Annotated in this window: 22 protein-coding genes and 1 pseudogene; 8 read left to right on the top strand and 15 right to left on the bottom strand. The window is 74.1% G+C overall.

Annotated elements, in window-relative coordinates; genetic code table 11:
* Positions 1-251 precede the first annotated feature (251 nt).
* Both K7I03_RS07040 and K7I03_RS07035 read left to right on the top strand, forming a co-directional pair.
* Entirely contained in the window at positions 252-1,490 is a 1,239-nt protein-coding gene (locus tag K7I03_RS07040) for an SAV2148 family HEPN domain-containing protein (RefSeq protein WP_185944014.1), read from the top strand.
* Positions 1,491-1,619: 129 nt separating this feature from the next.
* Positions 1,620-2,309 (top strand): 3'-5' exonuclease, encoded by a 690-nt coding sequence (locus tag K7I03_RS07035; protein ID WP_185944015.1) that lies wholly within the window; start codon positions 1,620-1,622, stop codon positions 2,307-2,309.
* A gap of 124 nt (positions 2,310-2,433) precedes the next feature.
* Here the strand turns inward: K7I03_RS07035 and K7I03_RS07030 are convergent, their stop codons facing one another.
* Positions 2,434-3,312, bottom strand: coding sequence for a phosphotransferase enzyme family protein (locus tag K7I03_RS07030; RefSeq protein ID WP_185944016.1), 879 nt, complete (start codon positions 3,310-3,312; stop codon positions 2,434-2,436).
* Between the two features lie 516 nt (positions 3,313-3,828).
* Here K7I03_RS07030 and K7I03_RS07025 point away from each other — a divergent pair.
* Positions 3,829-4,479 (top strand): LysE family translocator, encoded by a 651-nt coding sequence (locus K7I03_RS07025; protein WP_185944017.1) that lies wholly within the window; start codon positions 3,829-3,831, stop codon positions 4,477-4,479.
* 81 nt (positions 4,480-4,560) lie between these two features.
* On the opposite strand, the gene K7I03_RS07020 is transcribed toward K7I03_RS07025, so the two are convergent.
* On the bottom strand, positions 4,561-5,400 hold the full coding sequence (locus K7I03_RS07020) for an NAD(P)H-binding protein (protein ID WP_185944018.1): 840 nt from the start codon (positions 5,398-5,400) through the stop codon (positions 4,561-4,563).
* A gap of 95 nt (positions 5,401-5,495) precedes the next feature.
* On the opposite strand from K7I03_RS07020, the gene K7I03_RS07015 reads away from it, so the two are divergent.
* Positions 5,496-5,990: a MarR family winged helix-turn-helix transcriptional regulator gene (locus tag K7I03_RS07015; RefSeq protein WP_185944019.1), complete on the top strand. Its 495-nt coding sequence runs from the start codon at positions 5,496-5,498 to the stop codon at positions 5,988-5,990.
* A 78-nt stretch (positions 5,991-6,068) separates the two neighbouring features.
* Here the strand turns inward: K7I03_RS07015 and K7I03_RS07010 are convergent, their stop codons facing one another.
* From K7I03_RS07010 to K7I03_RS06960, 12 genes are all read right to left on the bottom strand, one after another.
* Positions 6,069-6,839, bottom strand: coding sequence for a sirohydrochlorin chelatase (locus K7I03_RS07010; protein WP_185944020.1), 771 nt, complete (start codon positions 6,837-6,839; stop codon positions 6,069-6,071).
* Positions 6,836-7,825, bottom strand: a complete 990-nt coding sequence (locus K7I03_RS07005) for an ABC transporter permease (protein WP_224346935.1) — start codon at positions 7,823-7,825, stop codon at positions 6,836-6,838. The genes K7I03_RS07010 and K7I03_RS07005 overlap by 4 nt, the downstream gene beginning before the upstream one ends.
* Positions 7,812-8,666: an ABC transporter ATP-binding protein gene (locus tag K7I03_RS07000; protein ID WP_185944021.1), complete on the bottom strand. Its 855-nt coding sequence runs from the start codon at positions 8,664-8,666 to the stop codon at positions 7,812-7,814. The genes K7I03_RS07005 and K7I03_RS07000 overlap by 14 nt, the downstream gene beginning before the upstream one ends.
* Before the next feature lie 52 nt (positions 8,667-8,718).
* Complete coding sequence (locus tag K7I03_RS06995) at positions 8,719-9,837, bottom strand: aliphatic sulfonate ABC transporter substrate-binding protein (protein ID WP_185944022.1); 1,119 nt, start codon at positions 9,835-9,837, stop codon at positions 8,719-8,721.
* A 927-nt stretch (positions 9,838-10,764) separates the two neighbouring features.
* Positions 10,765-12,138, bottom strand: a complete 1,374-nt coding sequence (locus K7I03_RS06990; protein WP_185944023.1) for a sulfate adenylyltransferase subunit 1 — start codon at positions 12,136-12,138, stop codon at positions 10,765-10,767.
* Between the two features lie 2 nt (positions 12,139-12,140).
* Entirely contained in the window at positions 12,141-13,058 is a 918-nt protein-coding gene (gene cysD / locus K7I03_RS06985; RefSeq protein WP_185944024.1) for a sulfate adenylyltransferase subunit CysD, read from the bottom strand.
* Positions 13,055-13,588 (bottom strand): adenylyl-sulfate kinase, encoded by a 534-nt coding sequence (gene cysC, locus K7I03_RS06980; protein ID WP_185944025.1) that lies wholly within the window; start codon positions 13,586-13,588, stop codon positions 13,055-13,057. The genes cysD and cysC overlap by 4 nt, the downstream gene beginning before the upstream one ends.
* 44 nt (positions 13,589-13,632) lie before the next feature.
* Positions 13,633-14,316, bottom strand: coding sequence for a phosphoadenylyl-sulfate reductase (locus K7I03_RS06975; RefSeq protein WP_185944026.1), 684 nt, complete (start codon positions 14,314-14,316; stop codon positions 13,633-13,635).
* The gene (locus K7I03_RS06970; RefSeq protein ID WP_185944027.1) at positions 14,303-14,500 is read right to left on the bottom strand and encodes a hypothetical protein; all 198 of its coding nucleotides are present in this window, start codon (positions 14,498-14,500) and stop codon (positions 14,303-14,305) included. Before K7I03_RS06970 ends, K7I03_RS06975 begins: the two co-directional genes overlap by 14 nt.
* Positions 14,497-16,203 carry a nitrite/sulfite reductase gene (locus tag K7I03_RS06965; RefSeq protein WP_185944028.1) on the bottom strand — a complete coding sequence of 569 codons (1,707 nt, stop codon included), beginning with the start codon at positions 16,201-16,203 and terminating at the stop codon, positions 14,497-14,499. Before K7I03_RS06965 ends, K7I03_RS06970 begins: the two co-directional genes overlap by 4 nt.
* 244 nt (positions 16,204-16,447) lie before the next feature.
* Positions 16,448-16,531, bottom strand: a complete 84-nt coding sequence (locus K7I03_RS34250) for a putative leader peptide (RefSeq protein ID WP_351506350.1) — start codon at positions 16,529-16,531, stop codon at positions 16,448-16,450.
* 90 nt (positions 16,532-16,621) lie between these two features.
* Positions 16,622-17,287 carry a GNAT family N-acetyltransferase gene (locus tag K7I03_RS06960; protein ID WP_185944029.1) on the bottom strand — a complete coding sequence of 222 codons (666 nt, stop codon included), beginning with the start codon at positions 17,285-17,287 and terminating at the stop codon, positions 16,622-16,624.
* Between the two features lie 188 nt (positions 17,288-17,475).
* Between K7I03_RS06960 and K7I03_RS06955 the strand changes: the two genes are divergently transcribed.
* The 4 genes and pseudogenes from K7I03_RS06955 (at position 17,476) to K7I03_RS06940 (ending at position 22,408) form a co-directional block, all read left to right on the top strand.
* Entirely contained in the window at positions 17,476-18,591 is a 1,116-nt protein-coding gene (locus K7I03_RS06955) for a YihY/virulence factor BrkB family protein (protein ID WP_185944030.1), read from the top strand.
* 1,086 nt (positions 18,592-19,677) lie between these two features.
* Positions 19,678-20,025: pseudogene (locus tag K7I03_RS06950) on the top strand (ribosome small subunit-dependent GTPase A); the annotation flags it as partial.
* A 307-nt stretch (positions 20,026-20,332) separates the two neighbouring features.
* Positions 20,333-21,862 carry a DNA-3-methyladenine glycosylase 2 family protein gene (locus tag K7I03_RS06945; protein ID WP_185944032.1) on the top strand — a complete coding sequence of 510 codons (1,530 nt, stop codon included), beginning with the start codon at positions 20,333-20,335 and terminating at the stop codon, positions 21,860-21,862.
* Positions 21,863-21,874: 12 nt separating this feature from the next.
* Positions 21,875-22,408 carry a methylated-DNA--[protein]-cysteine S-methyltransferase gene (locus K7I03_RS06940; protein ID WP_185944033.1) on the top strand — a complete coding sequence of 178 codons (534 nt, stop codon included), beginning with the start codon at positions 21,875-21,877 and terminating at the stop codon, positions 22,406-22,408.
* A gap of 58 nt (positions 22,409-22,466) precedes the next feature.
* On the opposite strand, the gene K7I03_RS06935 is transcribed toward K7I03_RS06940, so the two are convergent.
* Positions 22,467-23,309 (bottom strand): helix-turn-helix transcriptional regulator, encoded by an 843-nt coding sequence (locus K7I03_RS06935; protein WP_185944034.1) that lies wholly within the window; start codon positions 23,307-23,309, stop codon positions 22,467-22,469.
* Between the last annotated feature and the right edge of the window lie 1,378 nt (positions 23,310-24,687).

Raw genomic sequence — 24,687 nt, 5'->3', positions numbered from 1 at the left:
CCACGTCCACCCGGGTGACGGGCCGGATTTCCCCCTCGGACGCACGCCCTCCGCAAGCGGGTTTCGGCCTTTCTCCGTGCTCCGTGCCACATATCACTATGAGTCACATCACTCCGGTCCCGGGGCTCGGGGACAACCGCCTCATGGAGCACGTGAGTTCACCGTGTGGTCGACCGGCCCGTGTGCGCCGCCTCCCGCGGGCGCAGTAGTCTGCCTTGATCATTGAACGGGGGGCGGAAGGCGGTGGACTGGTGAGCTCGGGCGGGCTGGAGCTGCCCCCTGCGGACGGCGACGCGGGGGAGGACGCGCCCGGCGGTGCACCCCTCGGCGCGGTCTCGCTGGTACGCCCCGGTGAGATCGGGGCGGAGCTGGACTGGGACGCCGCCGCGTGGAGCGAGGTGCGCACCCGCGCCCGCCGCGCCGGCCGTGCCTACATCTGGCTGAATCTGGTGGAGCAGCGGCTGCGCGCCGTCGTCGCCGCCGTGCTGCGGCCGGTGTACGAGCCGGTGCACGGCGAGGACGAGTGGGTCGTCGCCGCGGCCGGCCCCGCCGGGCAGGAGTGGGTGCAGCGGGCCGTCGCCGTCCGCGAGGTCAGCCGCCGCAAGGGCTACCTCCTCGACCCGGCCGACGACAACGTCCTCAGCTTCCTCACCCTGCCCCAGCTGCGGGAACTCCTGGTCCAGCACTGGCCGTGCTTCGAGCCGTACCTCGACGACCGGCGCGAGCTCGAACTGGCCCTCGACGAGCTGGAGGTCACCCGGAACGTCGTCTCCCGCAACCGGGCCCTCTCCCGGACCGTCCTCGACCAGGCGGAACGGGCGTCCACCCGGCTCCTGGACATCCTCGGCAGCGGCCCCGGCGGGCACTCCGTCGACCGGCTGCCCGTCGACGCGGTCGAGGACCTGGTCGGCGACCGGTACGCGGACGTCGTCGGCGTCCACCCGGACCGGGTGCGGCTCCAGCGGCAGCTGCCCGTCGAGGACCTCTTCGGCAGCGCCCGCCGCCTCGACGCGGTGGGCATCGGCCTCAACCTGCTGGTGCAGAACTACTCGGGGCGCCGGCTGGTGCGGCTCGCCGAGCACGGCTGCCGGGCGCGGCTCCTCTTCCTCAACCCGGCGAGCAGCGCGGTCCGCCGCCGGGAGCGCGAGCTCGGCCTGAAGAAGGGCGAGATGAGCCGGTCCGTGGAGATGAACATCATGCACATGCGGCGGGTGCGCGACCGGCTGGCCGACCCCACCGCGTTCGAGATCCGCGTCTTCGACGAGACCCCGCGCTTCACCGCCTACCTCGTCAACGGCGACGGGCCTGACGGGCTCGCCGTCGTCCAGCCCTACCTGCGGAAGGCGCGCGGGATGGAGGCACCGGTGCTGGTGCTGCGCGGCGGCCGGCGCACCGAGGTGCGGGCGCAGGCGCCCGACGAGCACGGGCTGTTCGACACGTATCGCGAGGAGTTCGAAGGGGTCTGGCAGGACTCGCGACCGGTCTCCTGACCACCCCCTCCCCCTTCGCCCGGTGCTTCCTTGTCCGCCGGCCGGTATTTCGCCGCTTCGGCCCGCTGTCAGTGCCTCGTGCGAGGCTGGTTGTCCAACGGGGAAAGCACCACCGAGGGGGGATGTGCCATGGGCTGGCACGGGGAGCTGCTGGTCGGGTTCGACCTGGAGACGACGGGTACGGATCCGGCGGAGGCGCGGATCGTCACGGCGGCCGTCGTGGAGACCAAGGCCGGTGAGCCGGTGGGCCGGAGGAGCTGGCTCGCCGATCCCGGCGTGCCGATCCCGGACGAGGCCGCGGCCATCCACGGCATCACCGGGGAGCGGGCGGCGGCGGAGGGCCGGCCCGCGGACGAGGTGGTCGCGGAGATAGGGCGGACACTGGCCGCCCACTGGGCGGCGGGCACCCCGGTCGTCGTCTACAACGCGGCCTTCGACCTCAGCCTCCTCGCCGCCGAGCTGCGCCGGTACGGCCTGCCGCCGCTGCTGCCTGAGGGGCTCGGCCCGGTCGTCGACCCCCTCACCATCGACCGTGCCGTCGACCGCTACCGCAAGGGACGCCGCACCCTCGGCGCGGTCTGCGCCGAGTACGGGGTCGTCCTGGACGCCGCCCACGAGGCGGGCGCCGACGCCCTGGCGGCGGTACGGGTCGCCCGCGCGATAGCCGAGCGGCACCCGGGCATAGGGGAGGCCGACCTGGCGGACCTGCACCGCAGCCAGGTGCGCTGGTACGGCGAGTGGGCCGCGGGCTACCAGGCGTGGCTGCGGAGGCAGGGGCAGGAGGGGGCCGTGGTGGACGGGAGGTGGCCGTTGCGGTGAGGCGCGGGACGAGGCCCGGACGCGGGGAGGCTGCCCGCGCCCGCGGGTGAGCTGTCGGTGGGTGAGCTGTCCATGCCGGCGGGTGAGCTGTCCGCGCATGCGGGTGAGGGGCCGGCCGCCGTCGTCAGAAAGGCCGCCAGCGGACCGTCGGATCGCCGTCCCGCAGCGACGCGACCCTGCGCCGGAACTCGGCCAGCGCGGCCGGGTTGCCCGGCGCGTGCTGGGCGACCCAGGCGCAACTGGCCGTCTCCCGCGCCCCGCGCAGCACCGCGCAGCCGTCCCACTCCCGGACGTCCCAGCCGTAGGCGCGGACGAAGGCGTCGTAGGCGTGCGGGTCGAGGCCGTAGCGGTCGCGGCTGAGCGCCATCACGACCAGGTCGTGCTCGCGCAGGTCCGCGGCGAAGGTCTCCAGGTCGACCAGGACGGGCCCGTCCGGCCCGACGTGGACGTTGCGGGGGAGCGCGTCGCCGTGCACCGGGCCCGGTAGCAGGTGCGGGACGAGCGCGGCGGCGGCCCCGGCGAAGCCGTCGCGCCGCTCGCGCAGGTACGCGGCGTCCGCCGGGTCGATCGCCTCGCCGGCCAGCAGCAGCCAGCGCTCGACACCGTCGAGCAGCTCGCGCGGCGGCAGGCCGAAGTCCGGGGCGGGCAGGGCGTGGACGAGCCGGAGCAGCCCGGCCAGGTCCTCGGGGGCCGCGGGGCGGACGGTGTCGGGGAGGCGGTGCCAGAGCGTCACCGGGTGCCCGTCCGCCAGCACCACGTCCGCCTCGGCGGGCCGCACGGCCGGGACGCCGCTCTCCGCCAGCCAGGCGGCGATGCGCAGTTCGCGGCGCGCGCGGTCGGCGAGCGTGGCGTGCCGCCCGACCTTCACCACCAGGCCGCCGGTCGCGAACACCGCGTTCTCGCCGAGGGCGAGCAGCGTCGCGTCACGTGCCGCGGGTTCCGTCACCCCGGCCTGTGCCAGGAGGGCGCGCGCCCGCCGCTCCGTGAATGCCGCCTCCGACACGTCGGCCACCGTCCGTACCCTCGCTCTCGTTCCGTCCCCTCGGCCCCGCGACACGGGCGTCCGGCGCCCGGCGTCCCGGCGAGGGGTGTCCTCGGGCATTCTGCCGTCTGCCGGCGCCGGGGTCCGCACCGGCGGCCGTCCGTCGGGGCCGCCGGCCGTCGAACGCCCGTCCCTGTGGACGGATCGCCGAGGCGAGGGAGAGGGGGGAAGCAGTGGAAGGGGGGGGCGGGAAGAGGGGGGGAAGAGACGGAGGAGCCGCTGCCGCCCTCGTCGGACGCGCCTCGCGGCTCGCGGGCCGGCCCGGCGCGGTGGAACCGGACCGTCCGGCCGCCGGTGATCGGACGCGCGGGGTACCGACCGCCTGGTACGGTCCCCTCGGCCGCCGTGCCTCACCCCCACGGGGCACGGCGGTCACCTCCGTCACCGGCGGCACCCCTGGCACCCCCGGTAATTCCCCGCAACCGTCCCAGGCAGCCGCATTAGGCTCCGGTCACCGACGTGTGACTGGAGTGCTGCATGACGACCGCGATACTCGGCTTCGCTCTCTTCTCCCTCCTGGTGACGGTCTCTCCGGGCCCCGACCTCGTACTCGTGCTGCGCAACTGCCTGCGCGGCGGGCGCCGGGCCGGCGCGGCCACCGGCCTCGGGGCGGCCGTGGGTTCGCTGGGCTGGGGCGTGGCCGCCGCGTTCGGCCTGGCGGCGGCGCTCCAGCGGTGGGACGCGGCGTTCACGTGCGTCAAACTCGCCGGCGCCGCCTACCTCGTCTTCCTCGGGGCGCAGGCGCTCTGGGCGCAGCGCCGCGCCGTCGCCCTGTCCAAGGAGCCGCCGGCCGTGGTGCCGGAGGATGACGCGCCCGGGGCGCTCGGCGCCGGCGCGGCCTTCCGGCAGGGCGTGCTGAGCTGTCTGCTCAACCCCAAGGTCGGCGTCTTCTTCGTCGCGGTCGCCCCGCAGTTCCTGCCGGACGGCGCGTCCCCGCTCACCACCACCCTCCTCTTCGGGGTGATCGACGCGGTCATCGCCGCCGTCTGGTTGCTGCTCGTGACCCTCGGCGCCACCCGCTTCATGGCCTGGCTGCGCCGGCCGCGCGTCCACCGCAACCTGGAACGCGCCACGGGCGGCGTGCTGTTGGTGCTGGGGCTCGGGACGGCCGCCGAGTCGGTGGTCTGATGCCCGGCTCGCCCGGGCGCGAAGTCCGCTCGCGCGCGAGGCCGTTCGGGCGGTGAAGCGCGTTCAGGCGGTGAGGCCCGTTCAGGCGGTGAAGTCCGCCGCGTGCTCCTCGGCCCACGCCGCGAACGTACGGGCCGGACGCCCGGTCAGCAGCTCGACGCCGGGCGCGACAGCCTCCGGAACGCCGTCCGTGGCCCGCCACGCGGCGAGCAGCGTGTCCGCGTACTCCTCCGGCATGGAGGCGGAGACCGACCGCTTCCACTCCTCCGGGCTCACGGTCTCGACGGTCAGGGTCCGGCCCACGGCGCGCCCGATGTGCTCCACCTGTCCCCGGAAGGTGAGCGACTCCGGCCCGGAGAGCGTGTGCCCGGTGCCGCGGTGCGCCTCGGAGGTGAGCACGGCGTGGGCGGCCCCGGCGATGTCCCGCTCGTGGAGGGAGGCGGAGTGCGCGTCGGGGTAGGGGAGGCGGACGACGCCCTCGGAGCGGATGGCGTGGGCCCAGCCGAGCGCGTTGGTGGCGAAGCCGCCCGGCCGCAGCGCGGTGGAGACGATCGGGGACGCCGCCAGCGCCCGCTCGGCGTCCCGGTGCATGTCGACGATCGGGTTGCGGACGTCGTCCGGTACCAGCGCGGCCGTCGACGACAGCAGGACGATGTGCTCCACCCCGGCCCGCGCCGCCTCGGCGAGGAAGGCGTCGGCGTGCGACGCCTGGGCATAGAGGAAGACCGACGTCACACCGTCGAGGGCCGCGGGGAACGTCTCCGGCTCGCCGAGCGAACAGCGCACGGTGGGCGTGCCGTCCGGCAGCTCCAGCCGCTCGGGCGCGTTCGAGGCGACGCGGACCGGACGGCCGTCGGCGCGCAGGAGGTCGACGAGGGCACGGGCCACGCGCCCGCGGCCGCCGGTGACGAGAGTCGTCATGGTCTGGAGAGCCTTCCGTACGATGGGGAGGCACACAAAATGTGCGCCACGCAAAGATTGTGTTGCGCAAAGATCGATCAACGCAAGGGGATTTCATGGCGGACGGAGACCGCGCGCCCGAGCGCGCCGAGCTGCTCGCGCGGATCGAGGCCGAGAGCCGGGGCCACTACGCGGTGTGGACCCTGTTCAACCAGGCCCTGGCCGACCGCCTGGGCCTGCACCCCACCGACCTCCAGTGTCTCGGCGTCCTGGCCGAGCAGGACCACCCGCTGTGCACCGGCGAGATCGCCCGCCTCACCGGCCTGACCCCGGGCTCGGCCACCCGCCTCGTCGACCGCCTCGTCAAGTCCGGCCTCGCGGACCGCCACACCGACCCCACCGACCGCCGCCGCGCCCTCGTCTCCCTCACCCCCGGCTCCCTCGCCACCGTCCGCGCCGCATGGGACGAACCGAGCCGGGCCTTCGGCGAAGTGCTGGCCGGCTACACCGACGGACAACTCGCCGTCATCGGTGACTACCTGCGCCGCACCGCGGAGGTGGGCCGCACCCAGACCGAACGCCTGCGGGCGGAGGCGGCCGGACGGAAGTGAGGGACGCCCGGCCCGGGCGGGGGGCGGGCTTCCGCCCGGGCCGGGCGGGCCGGAGACGGCCGCCGGGCGCTCGCCGCGCTAAGCCGCCGCGCGCGCCGCGGCCTCCGCGGCTCCGGCGGCCCCCACGGCTCCTTCTTCGTATCGCCGCACCAGCAGCGCCACCACCTCCCGCGCCGCGCCCAGCGGTTCCGCCACCGCGTCGGCGCCCGCCACGTGGGCGCCCGCGGCGATGCGGTCCGGGAGGCGGCCGGGGGCCAGCAGGTAGCGGGCCACGGCGACGCGGTGGCAGCCGTCGGCGCGGAGGGCGCGGACGGCGTCGTCCGTGCGGGGGCCGGCGGCCGAGGCGTAGGCCGGGCGGACGCTGTGCCAGCCGGTGGACTGCCAGGTGCGGGCCAATGCTTCGACGGTGGCGGTGGCCGTCGGGTCGGAGGAGCCGGCGGCGGCCAGGACGACGCCCGTGGTGCGGCGGGCGTGCGCGGGGACGCCCGCCTCACGCAGGCGTCTCTCCAGGGCCGAGAGGAGGAGGGGGGACGGGCCCAGCACCGGCGTCTGTTGGACCGCCAGTCCCGGCGGGGTGGCGGTGCGGAGTATGTCGGGGATGTCCGTCGACGCGTGGAAGGCGTGGGTCAGCAGCAGCGGTACGGCCACCGCCGTCCGTACCCCGGCCTCCGCCAGGCGGGCCAGGGCCGTCGGGACGTCGGGGGCGCGCAAGTCCAGGAAGCCGGCCGCGACCCGGACGCCCGGGAGGCGGGCCGCGACCCGGGCGCGCAGGGCGGCGACGGTCGCCGCGTGGTGCGGGTCGCGGCTGCCGTGGGCGACGAGGAGCAGCGCGGGGGGCGTATCCGTCACTTCGCCGCCAGTCCCCGGGTGCGGAGTACCCGGCGTTCCAGGGGGCTGAAGACCGCCAGGTCGATGGCGATGCCGACGAAGAGGATCAGCAGGATGCCGAGCAGCACCCCCGGCATGTCGGAGTCGGTGCGCGCGTTCTCCAGGTACTGCCCCAGGCCCAGCCCCAGGTCGGGGGAGGACGCGATGAGTTCCGCCGCCATCAGGGAGCGCCAGGAGAACGCCCAGCCCTGCTTGAGGCCGGCGATGTAGCCGGGCAGTGCCGCCGGCAGCAGGACGTGGCGTGCGCCCCGGGCCCCCGTCGCGCCCAGGGTGCGGCCGGCCCGCAGGTACAGCGGCGGCACCTGGTCGATGCCGGACACCAGCCCGTTGGCGATGGACGGGACGGCGCCCAGCAGGATCACCGCGTACATCGCCGCGTCCGTGATCCCCAGCCAGATGACCGCGGCCGGCACCCACGCCACCGAGGGCAGCGACTGGAGGCCGGAGAGGATGGGGCCGAGCGCCGCGCGGACGAAGGGCACGCGCGCCACCAGCAGGCCCAGCGGCGTGCCCAGGGCGAGCGCGGCCAGGAAGCCGAGCAGGCCGCGCGAGACGCTGGTCCAGATGATGTCGAACAGCGTTCCCTGGATCCAGAGTTCGCGGAGACTGTGCCAGACGGCCGACGGGTCGGGCAGCTTGTAGTCCTCGGTGACCCCGGCGACGACCAGCAGCTTCCAGACGGCGACGACGAGGACGACGGCCGTGACCGGCGGCAGCACCTTGTGCAGCAGCATCCGCCGCAGCGGCGGCCGTTCGACCGGGACGGCGTCCAGGGCGTCGAGCCCGGCCTCCAGCCCGGCCAGGTCGGAGGCGGCGGTTCCGGAGGGGGCGGTCCCGGTGGAGGTGGTCGTCTCGGTGGCGGCGGTCCCGGTGGAGGTGGTCGTCTCGGTGGCGGCGGTCCCGGAGGGGGCGGTCGTCTCGGTGGCGGCGGTCTCAGTGCTTGCCATGGCGGCGGATCTCCCCACGCAGTTCCTCGGTGATCTCCACGGACAGGTCGGCGACCGCCGCGTCCTCGATGCGGCGCGGCTGCGGGATGCCGACCGTCCACTCCCGCGCCACCCGGCCCGGCCGGGACGACAGCAGCACCACGCGCTGCCCCAGCCGCACCGCCTCGCGCACGTTGTGCGTGACGAACAGCACCGACAGCGCGGGTCCCGCACCCGACGCCGACTCCGACCAGATCCGGGTGAGTTCGTGGTGCAGCACGTCCCGGGTGATGGCGTCGAGCGCGGCGAACGGCTCGTCCATCAGCAGCAGCCGGCTGTCCTGCGCCAGGGCCCGGGCGAGGGCGACGCGCTGCCGCATGCCGCCGGACAGCTCGTGCACCCGCTTGCGGTGCGCGCCGCCCAGCCGGACGAGGTCGAGCAGCCGCTCGGCCTCCGCCCGCCGGTCGGCCCGGGGCACGCCGCGCAGCCGCAGCGCGAGCTCGATGTTGCGGCCGGCCGTCAGCCACGGGAACAGGGCGTGCTCCTGGAACATCAGCGCCGGCCGGCCGCCCGGCACGTCGATGGTGCCCGCGGTGGGCCGGTCGAGGCCGGCGACCAGGTTCAGCAGCGTGGACTTCCCGCAGCCGCTGGCCCCCAGCAGGCAGACGAACTCCCCGGGACGGACGTCGAGCGTGATGTCCTCCAGGACCGGGCGGCCGTCGCCGGACCGGCCGAAGTGCTTGTGGACGCGGTCGATCCGGACGGCGGGCGGCGTGCCTCCGGCCGGTGCGAGGGGGGTGCCGGTCCTGTCGGTGGTCGTGGTGGACGTGGACGTGGTCGTGGTGGTCGGGGTCGGGGCCATCCGGACCTCCTGGTGAGCGGTCGGTGGTGCGTGCGGGAACGGGTCGTACCGCCTACTGCCGGCCGAGCCCCGCCGCGTCGACGGGCGGCCGGCCCTCGGCCTTGAGGACCTTGTCGAGCGGAGCCAGGTCGTAGATGCCGGACAGGTTCGGCTTGTCCAGCAGGCCGGCGGCGACCGCGTGGTCGGCCTCGGCCCGCAGCGTGGCCGCCAGCGGGTCGTCGGTGGTCCGGATGGACGCCCACGCCGGGTCCAGGACGTCGGCCGGCAGCACCTTGCCGGACAGCTTCTTCAGCGCCGCGTTGACGGACGCCTTCGCCTTCGCCGGGTTGGCCGCGATCCAGGCGTTGGTGCGCACCGAGCCGCGCAGCACGGCCTCGACGACGTCCGGGTGCCGGTCGAGGAACGTCCGCGACACGATGACGTTGGTGATCACGAACTTCCCGCCGGGCCACAGGGACGACTCGTCCAGCAGCACCTTGCCGCCCTCGGACACCAGCTTCGACGCCGTCGGCTCGGGCACCCACGCGCCGTCCACCGAACCGGCCTTGAACGCGTCCGGCGTGACCTTGTTGTCCGTCCGCACCACCGACACGTCGCCCTTGCCGCTCCCCGGATCGACCTTCCATCCCTTGCCCGCGATCCAGTTGAGGAAGGCGACGTCCTGGGTGTTGCCCTTCTGCGGGGTGGCGATCCGCTTGCCCTTGACGTCGTCGAGCGTGCGGATCTTCTTGGGGTCGACGACGAGCTTGACGCCGCCCGACGCCGAGCCGGAGATGATCCGCAGGTTCTCGCCCTTGGCCTTGACGTAGCCGTTGATCGCCGGAGAGGGGCCGATCCAGCCGATGTCGATCGACCCGGCGTTGAGCGCCTCGATCTCGGACGGACCCGCGTTGAACGTGGTCGACTTCAGTTTCGTCCCGCCCAACTCCTTCCGGAGGATGCCCTCCTGCTCGCCGACCAGCGGGGTGGCGTGCGTGATGTTGGGGAAGTAGCCGATGGTGACGGAGTCGGCCGACAGCTTCGCCGCCCCGGCGGCGGCCTGGCCGGCGGGGCGCGTGTCGTCCTTCGCGGAACCGTAACCGCAGGACGCCAGGGTCAGGGTCAGGGTGAGGGGCAGGGCCAGGAGGGGAACGGCGGCCGCGCGTGGTCGGCGGCGGGCGGAGGAGGGCATGGGGGTGGTTCCTCTCGGCGGGGCGGTGGGGGAGGAGCGGCGGCGCGGGCGCGCGGGGCGCGGGGAGGGGGAGCGGGGGAGCGGTGGGGGCTTGAACAGGAGGTTCCGGCAGGGGTGTTGCGCGGGCGTTGCACGGGTATTGCGGGGCGGTGCGGGGTGCGGCGGCGACGGGCGGGGCCGTCGTGCCGCGCGGGCCTCGCGGCCCGTGTGGTCCGGTGCGGCGACGGTGGCCGTACGGGCGGCCGGGCCCGTGCCCGGAACCGGGCGCCGTCGCCGGCCGGTCGGCACCGCGCCGAACGCGTCGCACGCCTGGCGGTACGGCTGTCGCCGCCGGAGGCCGGGGCCTCCGCACACCGCGCGCCCGGCGCGACGGATGGCCCCGGCGCCGGAGACGCTTCGGACGGCGGCCGGTTCGCGGGGTGACGGACGAGCCCCCGCCACGCCCGTCACCCGGCCTCTGCGGAAGCGGCCTCCGTCGGAGCGGCCTGCGCCGAACCGCCTGCCGTCACCCGGCGTACGCCCCGGGCCGCCCGCCGGCACATCGCGCGACGCCGCCCCGGCCGCTGCCGAGTGCCCCGCCACCGACCCGTCCGCCCAGGCGCCCGAAGGTCGCGAAGACACCCGGAACGGGTCCCGGGCCCTCCGCCGTCAGACGTCCCGGCCGGCAGCCGGGGCCCGACGATTCGTGACCGCCGGCGCTCGGTCCGCGCCGTCCGGTGCCGTCCGGCGTGGCAAGCCCGGGTCGGGGGCTGAGGCTCCGCGGTTGGTGATCGCCTGCGCTCGGCCCGCGCCAGCTGGGACGCGCCGTCGTGCAGGGCTCCGACGGGCCGCCGTGCGGCGTCAGACGTCCCGGCCGGCGGCCGGGGACCCGCCGGCCTCGCAACCATCCGTCCAGGCGCCGTTCGCCCCGGCCCCCTTCGCCGGGCATCAGAAGTCCCAGCCGTCGTCCGTGGCCGGGAGCGCGGCGGCCGGGCCTGGCCTTTCGGACGCCGCCGCGAATGCCGGGCCCGCCATGCCGGCGGTCAGTGTCGTGCCGTCGGCCGGGTCGATCAGCAGGAAGGCGCCGGTGCTCCGGGACGCCGCGTAGTCGTCCAGGGCCAGCGGTTCGGCGGTGCGGAGTACCACCCGGCCGATGTCGTTGGCGGACAGTGCGCCCGGGGACGGGCGGAGGGCCAGGTCCGACGGATCGAGTCGGGAGGGCAGCGCCTTGACGACGGCCTTCACCGTGCGCGTGGTGTGCTTCAGGAGGACCCGGTCGCCCTCCCGCAGTGGCCGGTCGGCGACGTGGCAGACGGTCGCCTCGACGTCCCGGACCGGTTCCGGCGCGTCCGCCGCCGGGGCGATGAGGTCGCCGCGCGCGACGTCGAGGTCGTCGGCGAGCCGTATGGTCACCGACTGCGGCGCCCAGGCGACGTCCACCGGGGTGCCGAGAGCGTCGATCGCGGTGATCGTGCTGGTTCGGCCGGACGGGAGGACGGTCACCCGCTCCCCGACGCGCAGCACGCCGGAGGCGATCCGGCCGGCGTAGCCGCGGTAGTCGGGGTGGCCGGTGGTCCGCGGGCGGATCACGTACTGGACGGGGAACCGGGCCGGGTCGCCGGTGGGGTCGGCGACCACCGGGACGGTCTCCAGGTGCTCCAGGACGGTCGGGCCGCCGTACCAGTCCAGGTGTGCCGAGGGCGTCACGACGTTGTCGCCCGCGAGCGCCGATACGGGGATCGCGGTCACGTCGGGGACGCCGAGCGAGCCCGCGTACGCCGTGAACTCCTCGGCGATGCGGGCGAACACGGCCTCGGACCAGTCCACCAGGTCCATCTTGTTCACCGCCAGCACCAGGTGCGGGACGCGCAGCAGCGCGGCCACGGCGGCGTGCCGGCGGGTCTGTTCGACGACGCCGTGCCGGGCGTCGACCAGGACGAGGGCCAGTTCGGCGGTGGACGCGCCGGTGACCATGTTGCGGGTGTACTGCACGTGGCCGGGGGTGTCGGCGAGGACGAACCGGCGGCGGGCGGTGGCGAAGTAGCGGTAGGCGACGTCGATGGTGATGCCCTGCTCGCGCTCCGCCCGCAGCCCGTCGGTGAGCAGCGCCAGGTCGGGCGCGTCGTGGCCGCGGTCGCGGGAGGCGTGTTCGACGGCCTCCAACTGGTCGGCCAGGACCGACTTGGAGTCGTGCAGCAGCCGTCCGACCAGCGTGGACTTGCCGTCGTCGACCGATCCGGCGGTGGCGAAGCGCAGCAGTGAGGTGGCGGCGGCGGGCTCCGTGGCGATGCCGGTGATGCCGGTGGTGCTGGAGATGCTCATGATCAGAAGTACCCCTCGCGCTTGCGGTCTTCCATCGCGGCCTCCGACAGCTTGTCGTCGGCGCGCGTCGCGCCCCGCTCGGTGAGCCGGGAGGCGGCGATCTCCTCGATGACCCGGTCGACGGTGGCGGCGTCCGACTCCACGGCGCCCGTGCAGGACATGTCACCGACCGTCCGGTAGCGCACCACGCGTCTCTCGACCCGCTCCCCGTCCCGGGGGCCACCCCACTCACCGGGGGTCAGCCACATCCCCGACCGGGCGAAGACCTCGCGCTCATGGGCGTAGTAGATCGAGGGGAGTTCGAGCCCCTCGCGGGCTATGTACTGCCAGACGTCCAGCTCGGTCCAGTTGGAGAGGGGGAAGACGCGGACGTGCTCGCCGGGCGAGTGCCGCCCGTTGTAGAGGTCCCACAGCTCCGGCCGCTGCCGGCGCGGGTCCCAGCCGCCGAACTCGTCGCGCAGGGAGAACACCCGCTCCTTGGCCCGCGCCTTCTCCTCGTCGCGCCGGCCGCCGCCGAACACCGCGTCGAAGCGGTGCCGTTCGATGGCGTCCAGCAGCGGCACGGTCTGCAGCGGGTTGCGGGTGCCGTCGGGGCGCTCCCGCAGCCGTCCGTCGTCGATGAACCGCTGGACGGACGCGATGTGCAGCCGCAGCCCGTGCCGGGCGACGACGCGGTCGCGGTAGGCCAGCACCTCGGGGAAGTTGTGCCCGGTGTCCACGTGCAGCAGCGCGAACGGCAGCGGGGCCGGGGCGAACGCCTTCAGCGCCGTGTGCAGCATGACGACGGAGTCCTTGCCGCCGGAGAACAGCAGCACCGGCCGTTCGAACTCGCCCGCCACCTCCCGGAAGACGTGCACCGCCTCCGACTCCAGCGCGTCGAGGTGCGACAGGGCGTACGGGCTGTCACCGCGAGCCGTCACAGCACTCCCCTCCCCGCCAGCAGCGCGTACACCGCGTCCGCCGACTCCGCCACCGTCCGCTCGTGGGCGTCGATGCGCAGGTCGGGGTCGTCCGGGGCCTCGTACGGGTCGTCGACGCCGGTCAGGCCGGTGAGTTCGCCGGCCGCCTGGCGGGCGTAGAGGCCCTTGACGTCCCGGACCGAGCAGACCTCGACGGGCGTGGCCACGTGTACCTCCAAGTACCCGGTGCCCAGCGCCTGGTGGCGTTTGCGCACCGCCTCGCGGGTGTCGGCGTACGGGGCGATGACGGGGACGAGGACCGTCACGCCGTGGGCGGCGAGCAGCTGGGCGACGAAGCCGACGCGCCGGACGTTGGCGTCCCGGTCGGCGCGGGAGAAGCCCAGTCCTGCGGAGAGGAACTCGCGGATCTCGTCGCCGTCCAGCACCTCCACCGGGCGTCCCTCGGCCCGCAGCCGGTCCGCGAGCGCGCGGGCGATCGTCGTCTTGCCCGCGCTCGGCAGGCCGGTGAGCCACACCGTGGCACCCGTCATCCGGTTCTCCCAGGGATTCGATCCGTTTGATCGGTGCGAGCCGGTCATCCGTGCAGCCCGCACTCGGTCTTGGCCCGGCCCGCCCAGCGGCCGGCCCGCGCGTCCTCGCCCTCCCGCACCCGGCGGGTGCAGGGCGCGCAGCCGATGGACGCGTACCCGTCCGTGAGCAGCGGGTTGGTGAGCACACCGTGCTCGGCGACGTACGCGTCCACGTCGTCCGCCGTCCAGCGGGCGATCGGCGCGATCTTCACCTTGCCGCGCCGGGCGTCCCAGCCGACGACGGGTGTCGCGGCCCGGGTCGGGGACTCGTCGCGGCGCAGTCCGGTAGCCCACGCGTCGTACCCCGCCAGCCCCTCCCGCAACGGACGCACCTTGCGCAGCGCGCAGCACAGGTCCGGGTCGCGGTCGTGCAGCGCCGGGCCGTACGCGGCGTCCTGCTCGGCGACGCTCTGCGGCGGGGTGAGGGTGATGACGTGGACGTCCATCACCGCCGCCACCGCGTCGCGCGTCCCGATGGTCTCCGGGAAGTGGTAGCCGGTGTCGAGGAAGACGACGTCCACGCCGGGCCGGACGCGGGACGCGAGGTGGGCGACGACGGCGTCCTCCATGGAGGAGGTGACGCAGAAGCGGTCGCCGAAGGTGTCCACGGCCCAGCGCAGGATCTCCTCGGCGGGGGCGTCCTCCAGTTCGCGGCCGGCGCGGAGGGCGAGCCGCTCATGATCGGTCATCGGGTCCTCCGGTCGTCCGCTTCTCCGGTGCTCCGGCGAGCCCCCGGGACAGCAGCCCCAGGAACTTGAGCAGGAACGCCCGGTTGCACGCGGCGCACTCCCAGGCGCCGTGGCCCTCCTCGTGGGGCCGCAGGTCCTCGTCGCCGCAGTACGGGCAGTGGAAGGGGGCGGCGCGCTCGCTCACGACAGCTCCTCCTCGCCGGCCCGGGCCGCCCAGGCGGCGAAGCGCTCACCGGCCGCGCGGCCGGCCAGGTAGCGGCGGAGCACCCGCTCGACGTAGTCGGGGAGCCCGTCCGCGGTCACCTTGAGGCCGCGCACCTTGCGGCCGAACCCGGCCTCCAGGCCGAGCGCCCCGCCCAGATGCACCTGGTACCCCTCGACCTGGCGACCCTGCCCGTCCGTGACCAGCTGCCCCTTGAGACCGATGTCCGCCACCTGGATACGGGCGCAGGCGTTGGGGCAGCCGTTGAGGTTGATGGTGAGCGGCTCGTCGAACTCGGGGAGGCGGCGCTCCAGTTCGTCGATGAGGGACGCGCCGCGCGCCTTGGTCTCGACGATCGCCAGCTTGCAGAACTCGATGCCGGTGCAGGCCATCGTGCCGCGCCGGAACGGGGACGGGGTCACCCGGAGGTCCAGCGCCTCCAGGCCGGCGGTCAGCGACGCGACGCGGTCCTCCGGCACGTCGAGGACGATCATCTTCTGCTCGGCGGTGGTCCGCAGCCGGCCCGAGCCATGGGCCTCGGCCAGCTCGGCGATCTTCGTCAGGGTGCTGCCGTCCACCCGCCCGACGCGCGGCGCGAAGCCGACGTAGTACCGGCCGTCGCGCTGCCGGTGCACGCCGACGTGGTCGCGCCAGCGCTCCGCCGGGCGCTCGGGCGCGGGCCCGTCGAGCAGCGGGCGGCCCAGGTACTCCCGCTCCAGGACCTCGCGGAACCGTTCCGGCCCCCAGTCGGCGAGGAGGAACTTCAGCCGCGCCCGGTTGCGCAGCCGCCGGTAGCCGTAGTCGCGGAAGATGCCGATCACGCCGCCGAAGACGTCCGGTACGTCGGCCAACGGCACCCAGGCGCCGAGCCGGACGCCGATCTTCGGATTGGTGGACAGCCCGCCGCCCACCCACAGGTCGAAGCCCGGGCCGTGCTCGGGGTGGCGGACGCCGACGAACGCCACGTCGTTGATCTCGTGGACGACGTCCAGCAGCGGGGAGCCGGAGACCGCCGTCTTGAACTTGCGGGGGAGGTTGGAGAAGTCCTTGTTGCCGATGAAGCGGCGGTGGATCTCCTCGATGGCCGGGGTGCCGTCGATGATCTCGTCCTCGGCGATGCCGGCGACCGGCGAACCGAGGATGACGCGCGGGGTGTCACCGCACGCCTCGGTGGTGGACAGGCCCACGGCCTCCAGCCGCCGCCAGATCTCGGGGACGTCCTCGATGCGGATCCAGTGGTACTGGATGTTCTGGCGGTCGGTGATGTCGGCGGTGCCGCGCGCGAACTCCTGGGACACCTCCCCGATCACGCGCAGTTGGGCGGTGGTCAGCCGGCCGCCGTCGACGCGCACCCGCAGCATGAAGTACTCGTCGTCCAGCTCCTCCGGCGCCAGCACCGCGGTCTTCCCGCCGTCGATGCCGGGCCGGCGCTGGGTGTACAGGCCCCACCAGCGCATCCGGCCGCGCAGGTCGGCGGGGTCGATGGCGGCGAAACCCGCCTTGGCGTAGATCGTCTCAATACGTGTCCGCACATTGAGACCGTCGTCGTCCTTCTTCACCTGCTCGTTGGCGTTGAGCGGGGTGAAGTGGCCTGCGGCCCACTGGCCTTCGCCACGGTGGCGGCCGGCCTTGCGGCGGGATGTCGCCGGCGCGGCGGCTGCGGGGGGTTGCGCGGTGGCGGCCATGGCGTTCTGTCCTTCGGGAGGTCCGCCCGCCGGGCCGGCACCGCACACCCCGGCGGCACGCCTGTCCGGCGGGCCGGCCCCCGGTGCCGCTTGTATGCCGGCATGACGGGGCTGACCTGCGGGTATGGCGAGCGGCAGGGTGGGGAGGGTGCAGCGGACGGCCCGAGAACGGACGGAATCGGGTGGGGCCCGCCGGTCCGCGCCTTCGGGGACGGCGGTCAGGGAAGCGGTGGTGCTGAGCCTGTCAGCCCGCTGGACAGATGGCGCTGGACACGCGGCCGAGGTCGACGTGACGCCGACTCACCAAGGCAACTCCAGCTCGTGACATGAGGGAAGCGTGGCACGGGCGTTTGGGGGCAGTCCACTGTCTGCCGCATGGTGAGACGGATCGTCTTGTGATGTGAGATGTGGATGATGGTCAGGCGGAGGTGCCGGCGGGAGCCGGGGACGCGGCCGGACGCGCGCCGGGCCAGGGGCCGGGGGCCGGAACGTCCGGCTCGTCCTCCGTCTTCGTCGCGAAGACGGTGAAGCCGCGGCGCTCGTAGTTGGCCATGGCGTGCTCGCCGTCCTTGGAGCAGGTGTGCAGCCACACGCGCCGGGTCGGCGGCAGCTCCGGGTGGCGTTCGGCCAGGTCCCAGGCCCGCCGGACGCCGTGGGTCAGCAGGTGGCCGCCGATGCGCCGGCCCTGGAAGGCGGGCAGCAGCCCGAAGTAGACGATCTCGACGGACGCGGCGCCGCCCACCGGGCCGGCGCCTCCGAACTCGGGGCCGGGGTCCCCGGGCGCCAGCTCCGCATAGCCGGCCGGCGTCCCCCGGTCGTACGCGACCCACGTCTCCACGCCGGGCCGGTCCAGGTACTCCTGCCACCGCGCGTACGGCCATGCCAGCCGGTCCGTCCAGGCGTGGTCGCCGCCGACGGCCGTATAGAGGAAACGGCTGAACTCGGGCGACGGCACCTCGGACCGTACGAAGCGGATATCGGGGCCCGGACCGGGAGCGCCGGCGGGGACGAGGGCGTCCGGTGCGGTCATGTGGAGTGACCAGGTGGTCACCGGGGTCGTTCTGGTGTCCGATCTGTTGTCCATGGCCTCACCCAACCACGCGCGCCGTGAGGGTCCGGGTGGCCCCCCGCACGGCTGTCCGGCGGATGAACGGACCGGTCGGAGACGGATACGGTTAGGGCGTGCAGGCAGCAACAAATGAACCACCGGGGCAGCGGAAGGGCCGGCTCCACCGAGCCCGGGCCCTGTACCGAAATGTGTCGAAGCGGAGGATGGCGTGGCTGCTCCTCAAGGACACGATCAATTCCTGCATGGAGTACCGCGTCACCGGCCTCGCCGCCGAAGCCGCGTTCTTCACCCTGCTGTCGCTGCCGCCGTTGCTCCTGGGCTTCATGAGCCTGCTGGGGTACCTGGACGACTGGACCGGCACCCACACCATCAGGAGCCTCCAGGACAACATCATCAACGCGTCCTCGGCCGTCCTGTCGGACCGCGGCGTCAACCAGATCACCGTGCCCCTGCTGAATGACGTACAGAACGGCGCCCGCCGGCCCGAGATCGTCTCGGTCGGCTTCGCCATCGCCCTGTGGTCCGGATCGCGGGCCGTCAACGTCTTCGTCGACACCATCACCATCATGTACGGGCTGGAGGGCCGGCGCGGCATCGTCCGCACCAGGCTGCTGGCCTTCCTGCTCTACCTCGTCGCCCTGCTCATCGGGGCGGTGGTGATGCCGCTGATGGTGGTGGGACCGGAGGCGGTGGAGAACATCGTGCCGTGGAGCGCCGGCGTCGTGCAGGTCCTGTACTGGCCCGTCGTCCTGGTGCTGTCCGTCGCCTTCCTGACCACGCTGTACCACGTGTCGGTGCCCGTGCGGTCGCCGTGGCGGGAGGACATCCCCGGGGCGCTCGTGGCGCTCACGATGTGGGTGATCGGCAGCTTCCTGCTGCGGATCTACCTCACCCACACGGTGGAAGGTCTGACGATCTACGGCTCGCTCGCGGCGCCCGTCGCCGTCCTGCTGTGGATCGGCGTCTCCGCCTTCGCCGTGCTCGTGGGCGCTGCGGTCAACGCGGCCATGGACCGCGTCTGGCCGTCGGTCACCACCGCCGCCGCCCGCGCCGAGGCGGACCGCCGCAAGGCCGCCGCCGCGGCGGCGACGGCGGCCGAGCGGGCAGCGCTGGCGATGGTCCACGAGTACGAGGACGACCCCGAGGACTACGCGGAGGACGGACTGCGGGACCGGGAGCCGCCCTCGGAGTTCCCGGAGCGGTGGGCGCAGTTCCTGCCGCCCGAGGACGTGCGGACGCGGCTCCAGCACGTGCGGGCGGAGAAGCCGGGGAAGGCGGCGAAGGGGGAGCCCAAGCACGCGAAGCACCGGAGGCGGTAGAGCGGCAAGGCGGTAAGGGGGGAGCGGGTCGGGCCGCGCTCACGAGCGGATAATCGCTCGCGAGCGCGGCCCGACCCGCTCTAAAGTCCCCCCGACAGCCGCGACCAGCGGCGCGGGAGACAGCGGCAGCGGTGCCGCGCGCGGAATCAGGAGGTGAGTCCGGGATGACTGTCACCACGGCGGCCACGACGGCCCGTACCCGGCGATCGACCACTCTCACCTCCCTCCTTCCGAAGGAACACCGCGTTGTCCTCCGAGTCGTTCCCGCATTCCGCACAGCACCCCCTCGCCCGCTACGGCTGGGACGAGGGCTTCGCTGCACGCCACTGGTCTACGCGGCCCTACGGAAGCAGTGGGCTTAGGTGCATCCCGGGAGCGATCGTAAGCGTAGTCAGGGGAAGATGACGACCTAGGTCGTAGAAGGGGGGTAGAGTCAGGAATAGTAGGGGTAAGTAAAGGAAATAAGGAGTATAAGAGGGGTAAGGAAATGGGAGTAAATAGGGGAGGAATGGCATTGATAAGAGTAGTGGGAGGAAGTAGTTAAATGTTAGGAAGGGGGATAGGAAGGGAGAGGGAGGAAGGAGAAAGATAGGGGAGGGAGGGAAGGTAATAGGTAAGAAATGAGGGAAGGTGGGAATTGAAGGGAAGAATTAGGGGGGTTAGAGAAAGTGTGAGGAAGTAAAGTAGAGAAGGGGGAAGTAATAGTAAGAAAGGGGGGGGGTGGGTTAGGGAGAAGGGAGAAGGGGGAAGGGGGGGTTGAGGGGAAGGTGAAAGGGAGTGGGTGGAGGTAATTGGATGTAAGGATATGTAAAGAAGGGGAGTAGGAATTAAGAAGAGGAAAGTATTAAGGGTTAGAAGAGGAAGGAGAAATGGAGGAGAAGGATGAGGGGGGTGGGAGGTATTAGAGTGAGTGGGAGATAAAGAAGGGAAGGGTAGGGAGGGGAGAATAGGGAAGGAATGGAGAAGGAATAAATATTGGAATAAAGAGAATTAGAAAGAGGGGGATAAGTAGAATGTAGGAATGGAGTGGAGAGGTAAGAGTAGGATTGGAAGAATATAGGTAATAATAAAGATTAAGATGAAAATCCGGGCGGCGGCGTCCTCATCGACACCCCCGGGCTGAGGGGCGTCGGCCTCTGGGACGCCGAGGGCGGCGTCTCCCGCACCTTCTCCGAGATCGAGGCCCTCGCCGCAGAATGCCGCTTCCACGACTGCGGCCACGACAGCGAGCCCGGGTGCGCGGTGACGGCGGCCATTGAGGAGGGCGCGCTGGCCCCTCGCCGCCTCGACAGCTACCGCAAGCTCCTCCGCGAGAACCAGCGCCTCGCGGCCCGCACGGACGCGCGGCTGCGCGCGGAGCTGCGGCGGGAGTGGAAGCTGCGGCGGGCGGAGGGGGCGTACATGGTGGAACGCAAGCGGGGGCGCTCGCGCTAGGCGCCTGCGGCGGGCTGTGCCCCGGTCCCACCCCTTCGCCGATTCCCGGGGAGGGCCCCGGACCCCCTGCATCGCGGCTTCGCCGCGAGGTCCTCAAACGCCGGACGGGCTGAGTGGTTGCGCCCGGGCGCACGATCCAGCCCGTCCGGCGCTTGAGGACGAGCGGCGAAGCCGCGACAAGCGGGGTCTGGGGCGCAGCCCCAGGAATCGGCGAAGGGGCGGGACCGGGGCACCCCCGCCCGGAGGGCCAAACCCCGCGTCCGATTTCCGCCAGTCCCTCCACCGTCCCTCCCGCACACTGGAACACGTGACCACAACCACCCCCCACCCCGACGACCTCCGCTACCAGGCGGTAAGCAGCAGAGACGCCCGCTTCGACGGCGAGTTCTTCTTCGCCGTCGCGACGACCGGGATCTACTGCCGGCCGAGCTGTCCGGCGGTGACGCCGAAGCGGGTGAACGTCCGCTTCTACCCGTCCGCGGCGGCGGCGCAGGGGGCCGGGTTCCGGGCCTGCCGGCGGTGCCGGCCGGACGCGGCGCCCGGGTCGGCCGAGTGGAACATCCGGGCCGACCTGGTGGGACGGGCGGTGCGGCTGATCGCGGACGGGGTGGTGGACCGGGAGGGCGTCGCGGGGCTCGCCGCGCGGCTCGGGTACAGCGAGCGGCAGGTGCACCGGCAGCTCACCGAGGAGCTGGGCGCCGGGCCCGTCGCCCTCGCCCGGGCGCAGCGCGCGCACACCGCCCGCGTACTGCTGCAGACCACGGACCTGCCGGTCACGGAGACCGCCTTCGCGGCGGGTTTCGCGAGCGTGCGGCAGTTCAACGACACCATCCGCGAGATCTACGCCCAGACGCCGACCGCCCTCCGGGCACAGGCCAGGACCGGCAGGCCGGTGCGGGCGGGCAAGGGGACCACTCCGGCGGGCGTGCCGCTGCGGCTCGCCCACCGGGGCCCGTACGCCGCGCGGGAGGTCTTCGACTTCCTGGAGCGCCGCGCGATCACCGGGATCGAGGAGGTGACGGGCGCCGTCGGCGCCCGCGTCTACCGGCGCACCCTGCGCCTGCCCTACGGCACGGGCATCGCCGAGGTCCAGGAGCCGCCCGCCGGGCACGGCCGCACGGGCGGGCGGAACGACCGCGGCGCCTGGCTCGCCTGCCGGCTCCACCTCACCGACCTGCGCGACCTCGCCAACGCCGTCCAGCGCATGCGCCGCCTCTTCGACCTGGACGCCGACCCCGACGCCGTGGCGGAACGCCTCGGCGCCGACCCCCGGCTCCGCCCGCTCGTCGCCGCCCGGCCCGGCCTCCGGTCCCCCGGGGCGGCGGACGCGGAGGAACTGGCCGTCCGGGCCGTGCTCGGGCAGCAGGTCTCGGTCGCCGCGGCGGCCCGCCTCGCGGCCCGGCTCGTCGCCGCCCACGGCACCCCGCTGCCCGTACCCGACGGCACGCTGACCCACGTCTTCCCGGAACCCGGCGTCCTCGCCGAGGCCGGTCTCGACGGCCCCGACGATCCGGGCATGCCGGAGTCCCGCAGGCGCGCCCTGCGGACGGTGGCGGCGGCCCTCGCCGACGGCACCGTCCGGCTCGACCCGGGCGCCGACCGCGACGACGCCGAACGGCGGCTGCTCGCCCTGACCGGCGTCGGCCCCTGGACCGCCGGTTACATCCGGATGCGGGCGCTCGGCGACCCCGACGTCTTCCTCCCCGGCGACGCCGGGGCGCGCCACGGACTCGCCGCCCTCGGCGCCGGTCCGGACGCCGCCGACGACTGGCGGCCCTGGCGCTCGTACGCACTGCACCACCTCTGGAACCACGCGCCCGCCGCTGCGGGGAAGTAAGGACGGCACCCGATGCTTGCGACGCTGTACACCGAGATCGACAGCCCCCTCGGCACCCTGCTGCTCACCGGCCGCCCCTCCGCGACCGCCCCGGGCGGCACCGCCCTCGTCTCCCTCTCCGTCCCGGGCCAGCCCAACGGCGCCACCGTCCGCCCCGACTGGCACCGCGCACCCGACGCCTTCACCGAGGCCCGGCGCCAGCTCGCCGCCTACTTCGCGGGCGAGACCAAGGAGTTCGCGCTCGAGTACGCCGTCGAGGGGACGGAGTTCCGCCGCCGGGTCTGGGACGCGCTCGACGCCGTCCCGTACGGCGCGACCACCAGCTACGGCGAACTCGCCGCCCGCGTCGGCGCTCCGCGCGCGGCCGTCCGCGCGGTCGGCGGAGCCATCGGCGCCAACCCGCTGCTGGTCCTGCGCCCGTGCCACCGCGTCATCGGCGCGGACGGGTCGCTGACCGGGTACGCGGGCGGCCTCGACCGCAAGCGCCTGCTGCTCGCGCTGGAGGCGGGGGAGCGGCCGGTGCGGGACGGACTGCCGGGGATGTGACTGGCGGGGTTGTGACTGCCGGGATGTCAAGGGCGCCCGCCTGGGGCGCCCTCCCTCCTCAGCTCCGCGCCGCCGTCGGCCGCCACTGCGCCGCCGTCGCCCTCGCCGGCCCTCCCGTCGTCCAGCCCCGCTCCGCCGCCTTCCAGCCGAGCTGGAGCCGGGTCGTCACCCCGGCCAGTTCCATGAGCCGCTTCACCCGCCGCTGCACCGTCCGCAACCCCAGCCCCAGTTGCTTGGCGACGCTCGCGTCGGTCAGGCCCGACAGCAGCAGCGACAGGACCGCCAGGTCCGTGGCGTCGGGGACGTCGGAGACAGCGGAGACATCGGAGGCGGACGGTAGCGGTAAAGGAGCGTCCTCGACGGGCGGCAGCGGGCGGGCCTCGTGCCAGACGGTCTCGAACAGAGCAACCAGCGAGTCCAGCAGTTCCCCGTCGCCGACGACGAGCGCCGCGGGGCCCGCGCTGCCGGAGGGGAGGACAAGGAGCGCCTCCCTCCGGTCCGCGAGGAAGAGTTCGGCCGGTACGCGGTCGGCGATCCGGACCTGGTGCGTACCGGCTCCCGGGTGGGTGGGGACGGGGACCGGGACGGCGCTCCCCGCGCGGTCCACGACCGTGCGGTGCCGGACGGGGTGTTCGCGCCGGACGGGGTGTCCGGTGCCCGTGTCAACCCAGGGACAGCCGATGTCAACCCAGGGGCGGTCCTTGACCAGTGCGCACACTTCTTCGACGGCCCGCCGTCGCAGCCCCGTCAGACGGTCGGCGACGGCCGCCGCGCCGGTCACCGCCTCGACCGCCGCACCGGGGCCGCCCGACCGGCCCTCCGACCGCTCCTGCCTGCGCTGTCCTGCGGCTCTTCCGCGTTCCAGGTCCCCGACGGCGGCCGGACCTATGGCACCGGGCACGTGACACCCCTCCCCACGACCGTGTTGCGACTCCCGCCATCATCGCCGCGTGGGGCCCCTCGTGCACTCTTCCCGTATGCCCAGCAGTGTGGACAATAAGGGCATGAGTCAGCTGGGGGATCAGGGACAAGAGGACGCCTGGTGGGCGGAGTTGTACGGCCGGACCACGGAGGGTCCGCGCGCCGCCGCCGAGGAGGACAGCCTCGACGACCGGTTCGCTTCCGCCGCGGCCGTCGTCGGCGGCGACCCGCCGCCCCAGGGCTCCACCCGCCCGCCGGGCCGTCCGGCCCGCGGCGCGCCCCCGCCGAGCGGGCTGCCGGCCCGCGCGGCCTGGTCGGTCTCCCGGGCCGGCGGACTCCCGGACCCCTCCCGGCTGCCCCCGCTCCCCGACCTGGCGGGCCCACTCCGCGGCACCCCGCCACCCCCGCCTCCTCCTCCACCACCTCCACCCCCGCCACCACCACCGCCGTCCGCGGCCTCCCGCTGGGACCTCAACGCACCGCCGCGCGGCGCCCGGCCGGGGACCGCGGCGCCGGGCCGCACGCCTTCCTCCGCGACGCCGGGGCCCGAGGTTCCGGACCGGGGGGACGGCCGCTCCGGGAGGGAGGAACGGCCCGGGACGGGCGGCCGGGCCGGGGGGAGCGACCCACGCCGGGGCGGCGGGCGACGAGAGACGGCCGACCGGCCGGACGGCCCGCACCACTCCCGTCGTACGGACCCCCCGGGCCGCCCCGACCGGTCGAAGTCGGCGAGCCGTCAGCCCTTCGCCGCCAACCGTCCCGACGCGACCGGCCGTTCCGAAGGATCGAGCGCCCCCGCCGACCGGCCGCCAAGGGGCGGAAACCGGCCGGGAGCGGCCGCCGACGGCTTCGCTTCCGGCACACCCGACACCCCCGGGCCCGCACGGGCCTCCGGCGGCGCGGCGGTCGACGGCCCGCGCACACCGGACGCGCGGGAACCGATGAGCGGCGGAACCGGACGACGCGACGGCACGGGACGGCGTGAAGCCCCCGCACGCCGTCCCACCGGCGGCAACAGGCGTCCCGCACCGCTCCCCGATCCGAACGGAACCCCGCCCCGCCCCGACAGCCCCGGCCCCGCACCCACTACCCGGCGACCGGAACCCTCCACCGGCGGCCCGGACGCCGCCACCCGACCGGAAGGCTCGCCTGGTCAGAAGGTCCCCGACCGGCCGGCTGCTTCCGCCGGGCCGGAGTTTCCCGCGCGACGGGACGACTTCACCGGGTCGGGCGTCCCTGACTGGCCGGAGGCGTCCACCGGATCGGAAGGTTTGGCCGGTCAGAAGGCCGGCAACCGGCCGGCCGCCTCTGACGGGCCGGAAGCTTCCCGGCGGCGGGGTGCCTCCGCCGGACCGGCC

The sequence above is a fragment of the Streptomyces mobaraensis genome, from assembly GCF_020099395.1.
In the GTDB taxonomy this organism is placed as follows: Bacteria; Actinomycetota; Actinomycetes; order Streptomycetales; family Streptomycetaceae; genus Streptomyces.
This window is presented reverse-complemented; position numbering and strand designations above follow the sequence as displayed.

What these genes read in the sequence shown, in the direction of transcription:
- K7I03_RS07035 (WP_185944015.1), top strand. Translation starts at nt 1,620, where the DNA reads ATGGGCTGGCACGGGGAGCTGCTGGTCGGGTTCGACCTGGAGACGACG.
- K7I03_RS07025 (WP_185944017.1), top strand. Translation starts at nt 3,829, where the DNA reads ATGACGACCGCGATACTCGGCTTCGCTCTCTTCTCCCTCCTGGTGACG.
- K7I03_RS07020 (WP_185944018.1), bottom strand. Translation starts at nt 5,400, where the DNA reads ATGACGACTCTCGTCACCGGCGGCCGCGGGCGCGTGGCCCGTGCCCTC.
- K7I03_RS07015 (WP_185944019.1), top strand. Translation starts at nt 5,496, where the DNA reads ATGGCGGACGGAGACCGCGCGCCCGAGCGCGCCGAGCTGCTCGCGCGG.
- K7I03_RS07005 (WP_224346935.1), bottom strand. Translation starts at nt 7,825, where the DNA reads ATGGCAAGCACTGAGACCGCCGCCACCGAGACGACCGCCCCCTCCGGG.
- K7I03_RS07000 (WP_185944021.1), bottom strand. Translation starts at nt 8,666, where the DNA reads ATGGCCCCGACCCCGACCACCACGACCACGTCCACGTCCACCACGACC.
- K7I03_RS06995 (WP_185944022.1), bottom strand. Translation starts at nt 9,837, where the DNA reads ATGCCCTCCTCCGCCCGCCGCCGACCACGCGCGGCCGCCGTTCCCCTC.
- K7I03_RS06990 (WP_185944023.1), bottom strand. Translation starts at nt 12,138, where the DNA reads ATGAGCATCTCCAGCACCACCGGCATCACCGGCATCGCCACGGAGCCC.
- cysC (WP_185944025.1), bottom strand. Translation starts at nt 13,588, where the DNA reads ATGACGGGTGCCACGGTGTGGCTCACCGGCCTGCCGAGCGCGGGCAAG.
- K7I03_RS06975 (WP_185944026.1), bottom strand. Translation starts at nt 14,316, where the DNA reads ATGACCGATCATGAGCGGCTCGCCCTCCGCGCCGGCCGCGAACTGGAG.
- K7I03_RS06965 (WP_185944028.1), bottom strand. Translation starts at nt 16,203, where the DNA reads ATGGCCGCCACCGCGCAACCCCCCGCAGCCGCCGCGCCGGCGACATCC.
- K7I03_RS34250 (WP_351506350.1), bottom strand. Translation starts at nt 16,531, where the DNA reads ATGTCACGAGCTGGAGTTGCCTTGGTGAGTCGGCGTCACGTCGACCTC.
- K7I03_RS06960 (WP_185944029.1), bottom strand. Translation starts at nt 17,287, where the DNA reads ATGGACAACAGATCGGACACCAGAACGACCCCGGTGACCACCTGGTCA.
- K7I03_RS06955 (WP_185944030.1), top strand. Translation starts at nt 17,476, where the DNA reads ATGGCGTGGCTGCTCCTCAAGGACACGATCAATTCCTGCATGGAGTAC.
- K7I03_RS06940 (WP_185944033.1), top strand. Translation starts at nt 21,875, where the DNA reads ATGCTTGCGACGCTGTACACCGAGATCGACAGCCCCCTCGGCACCCTG.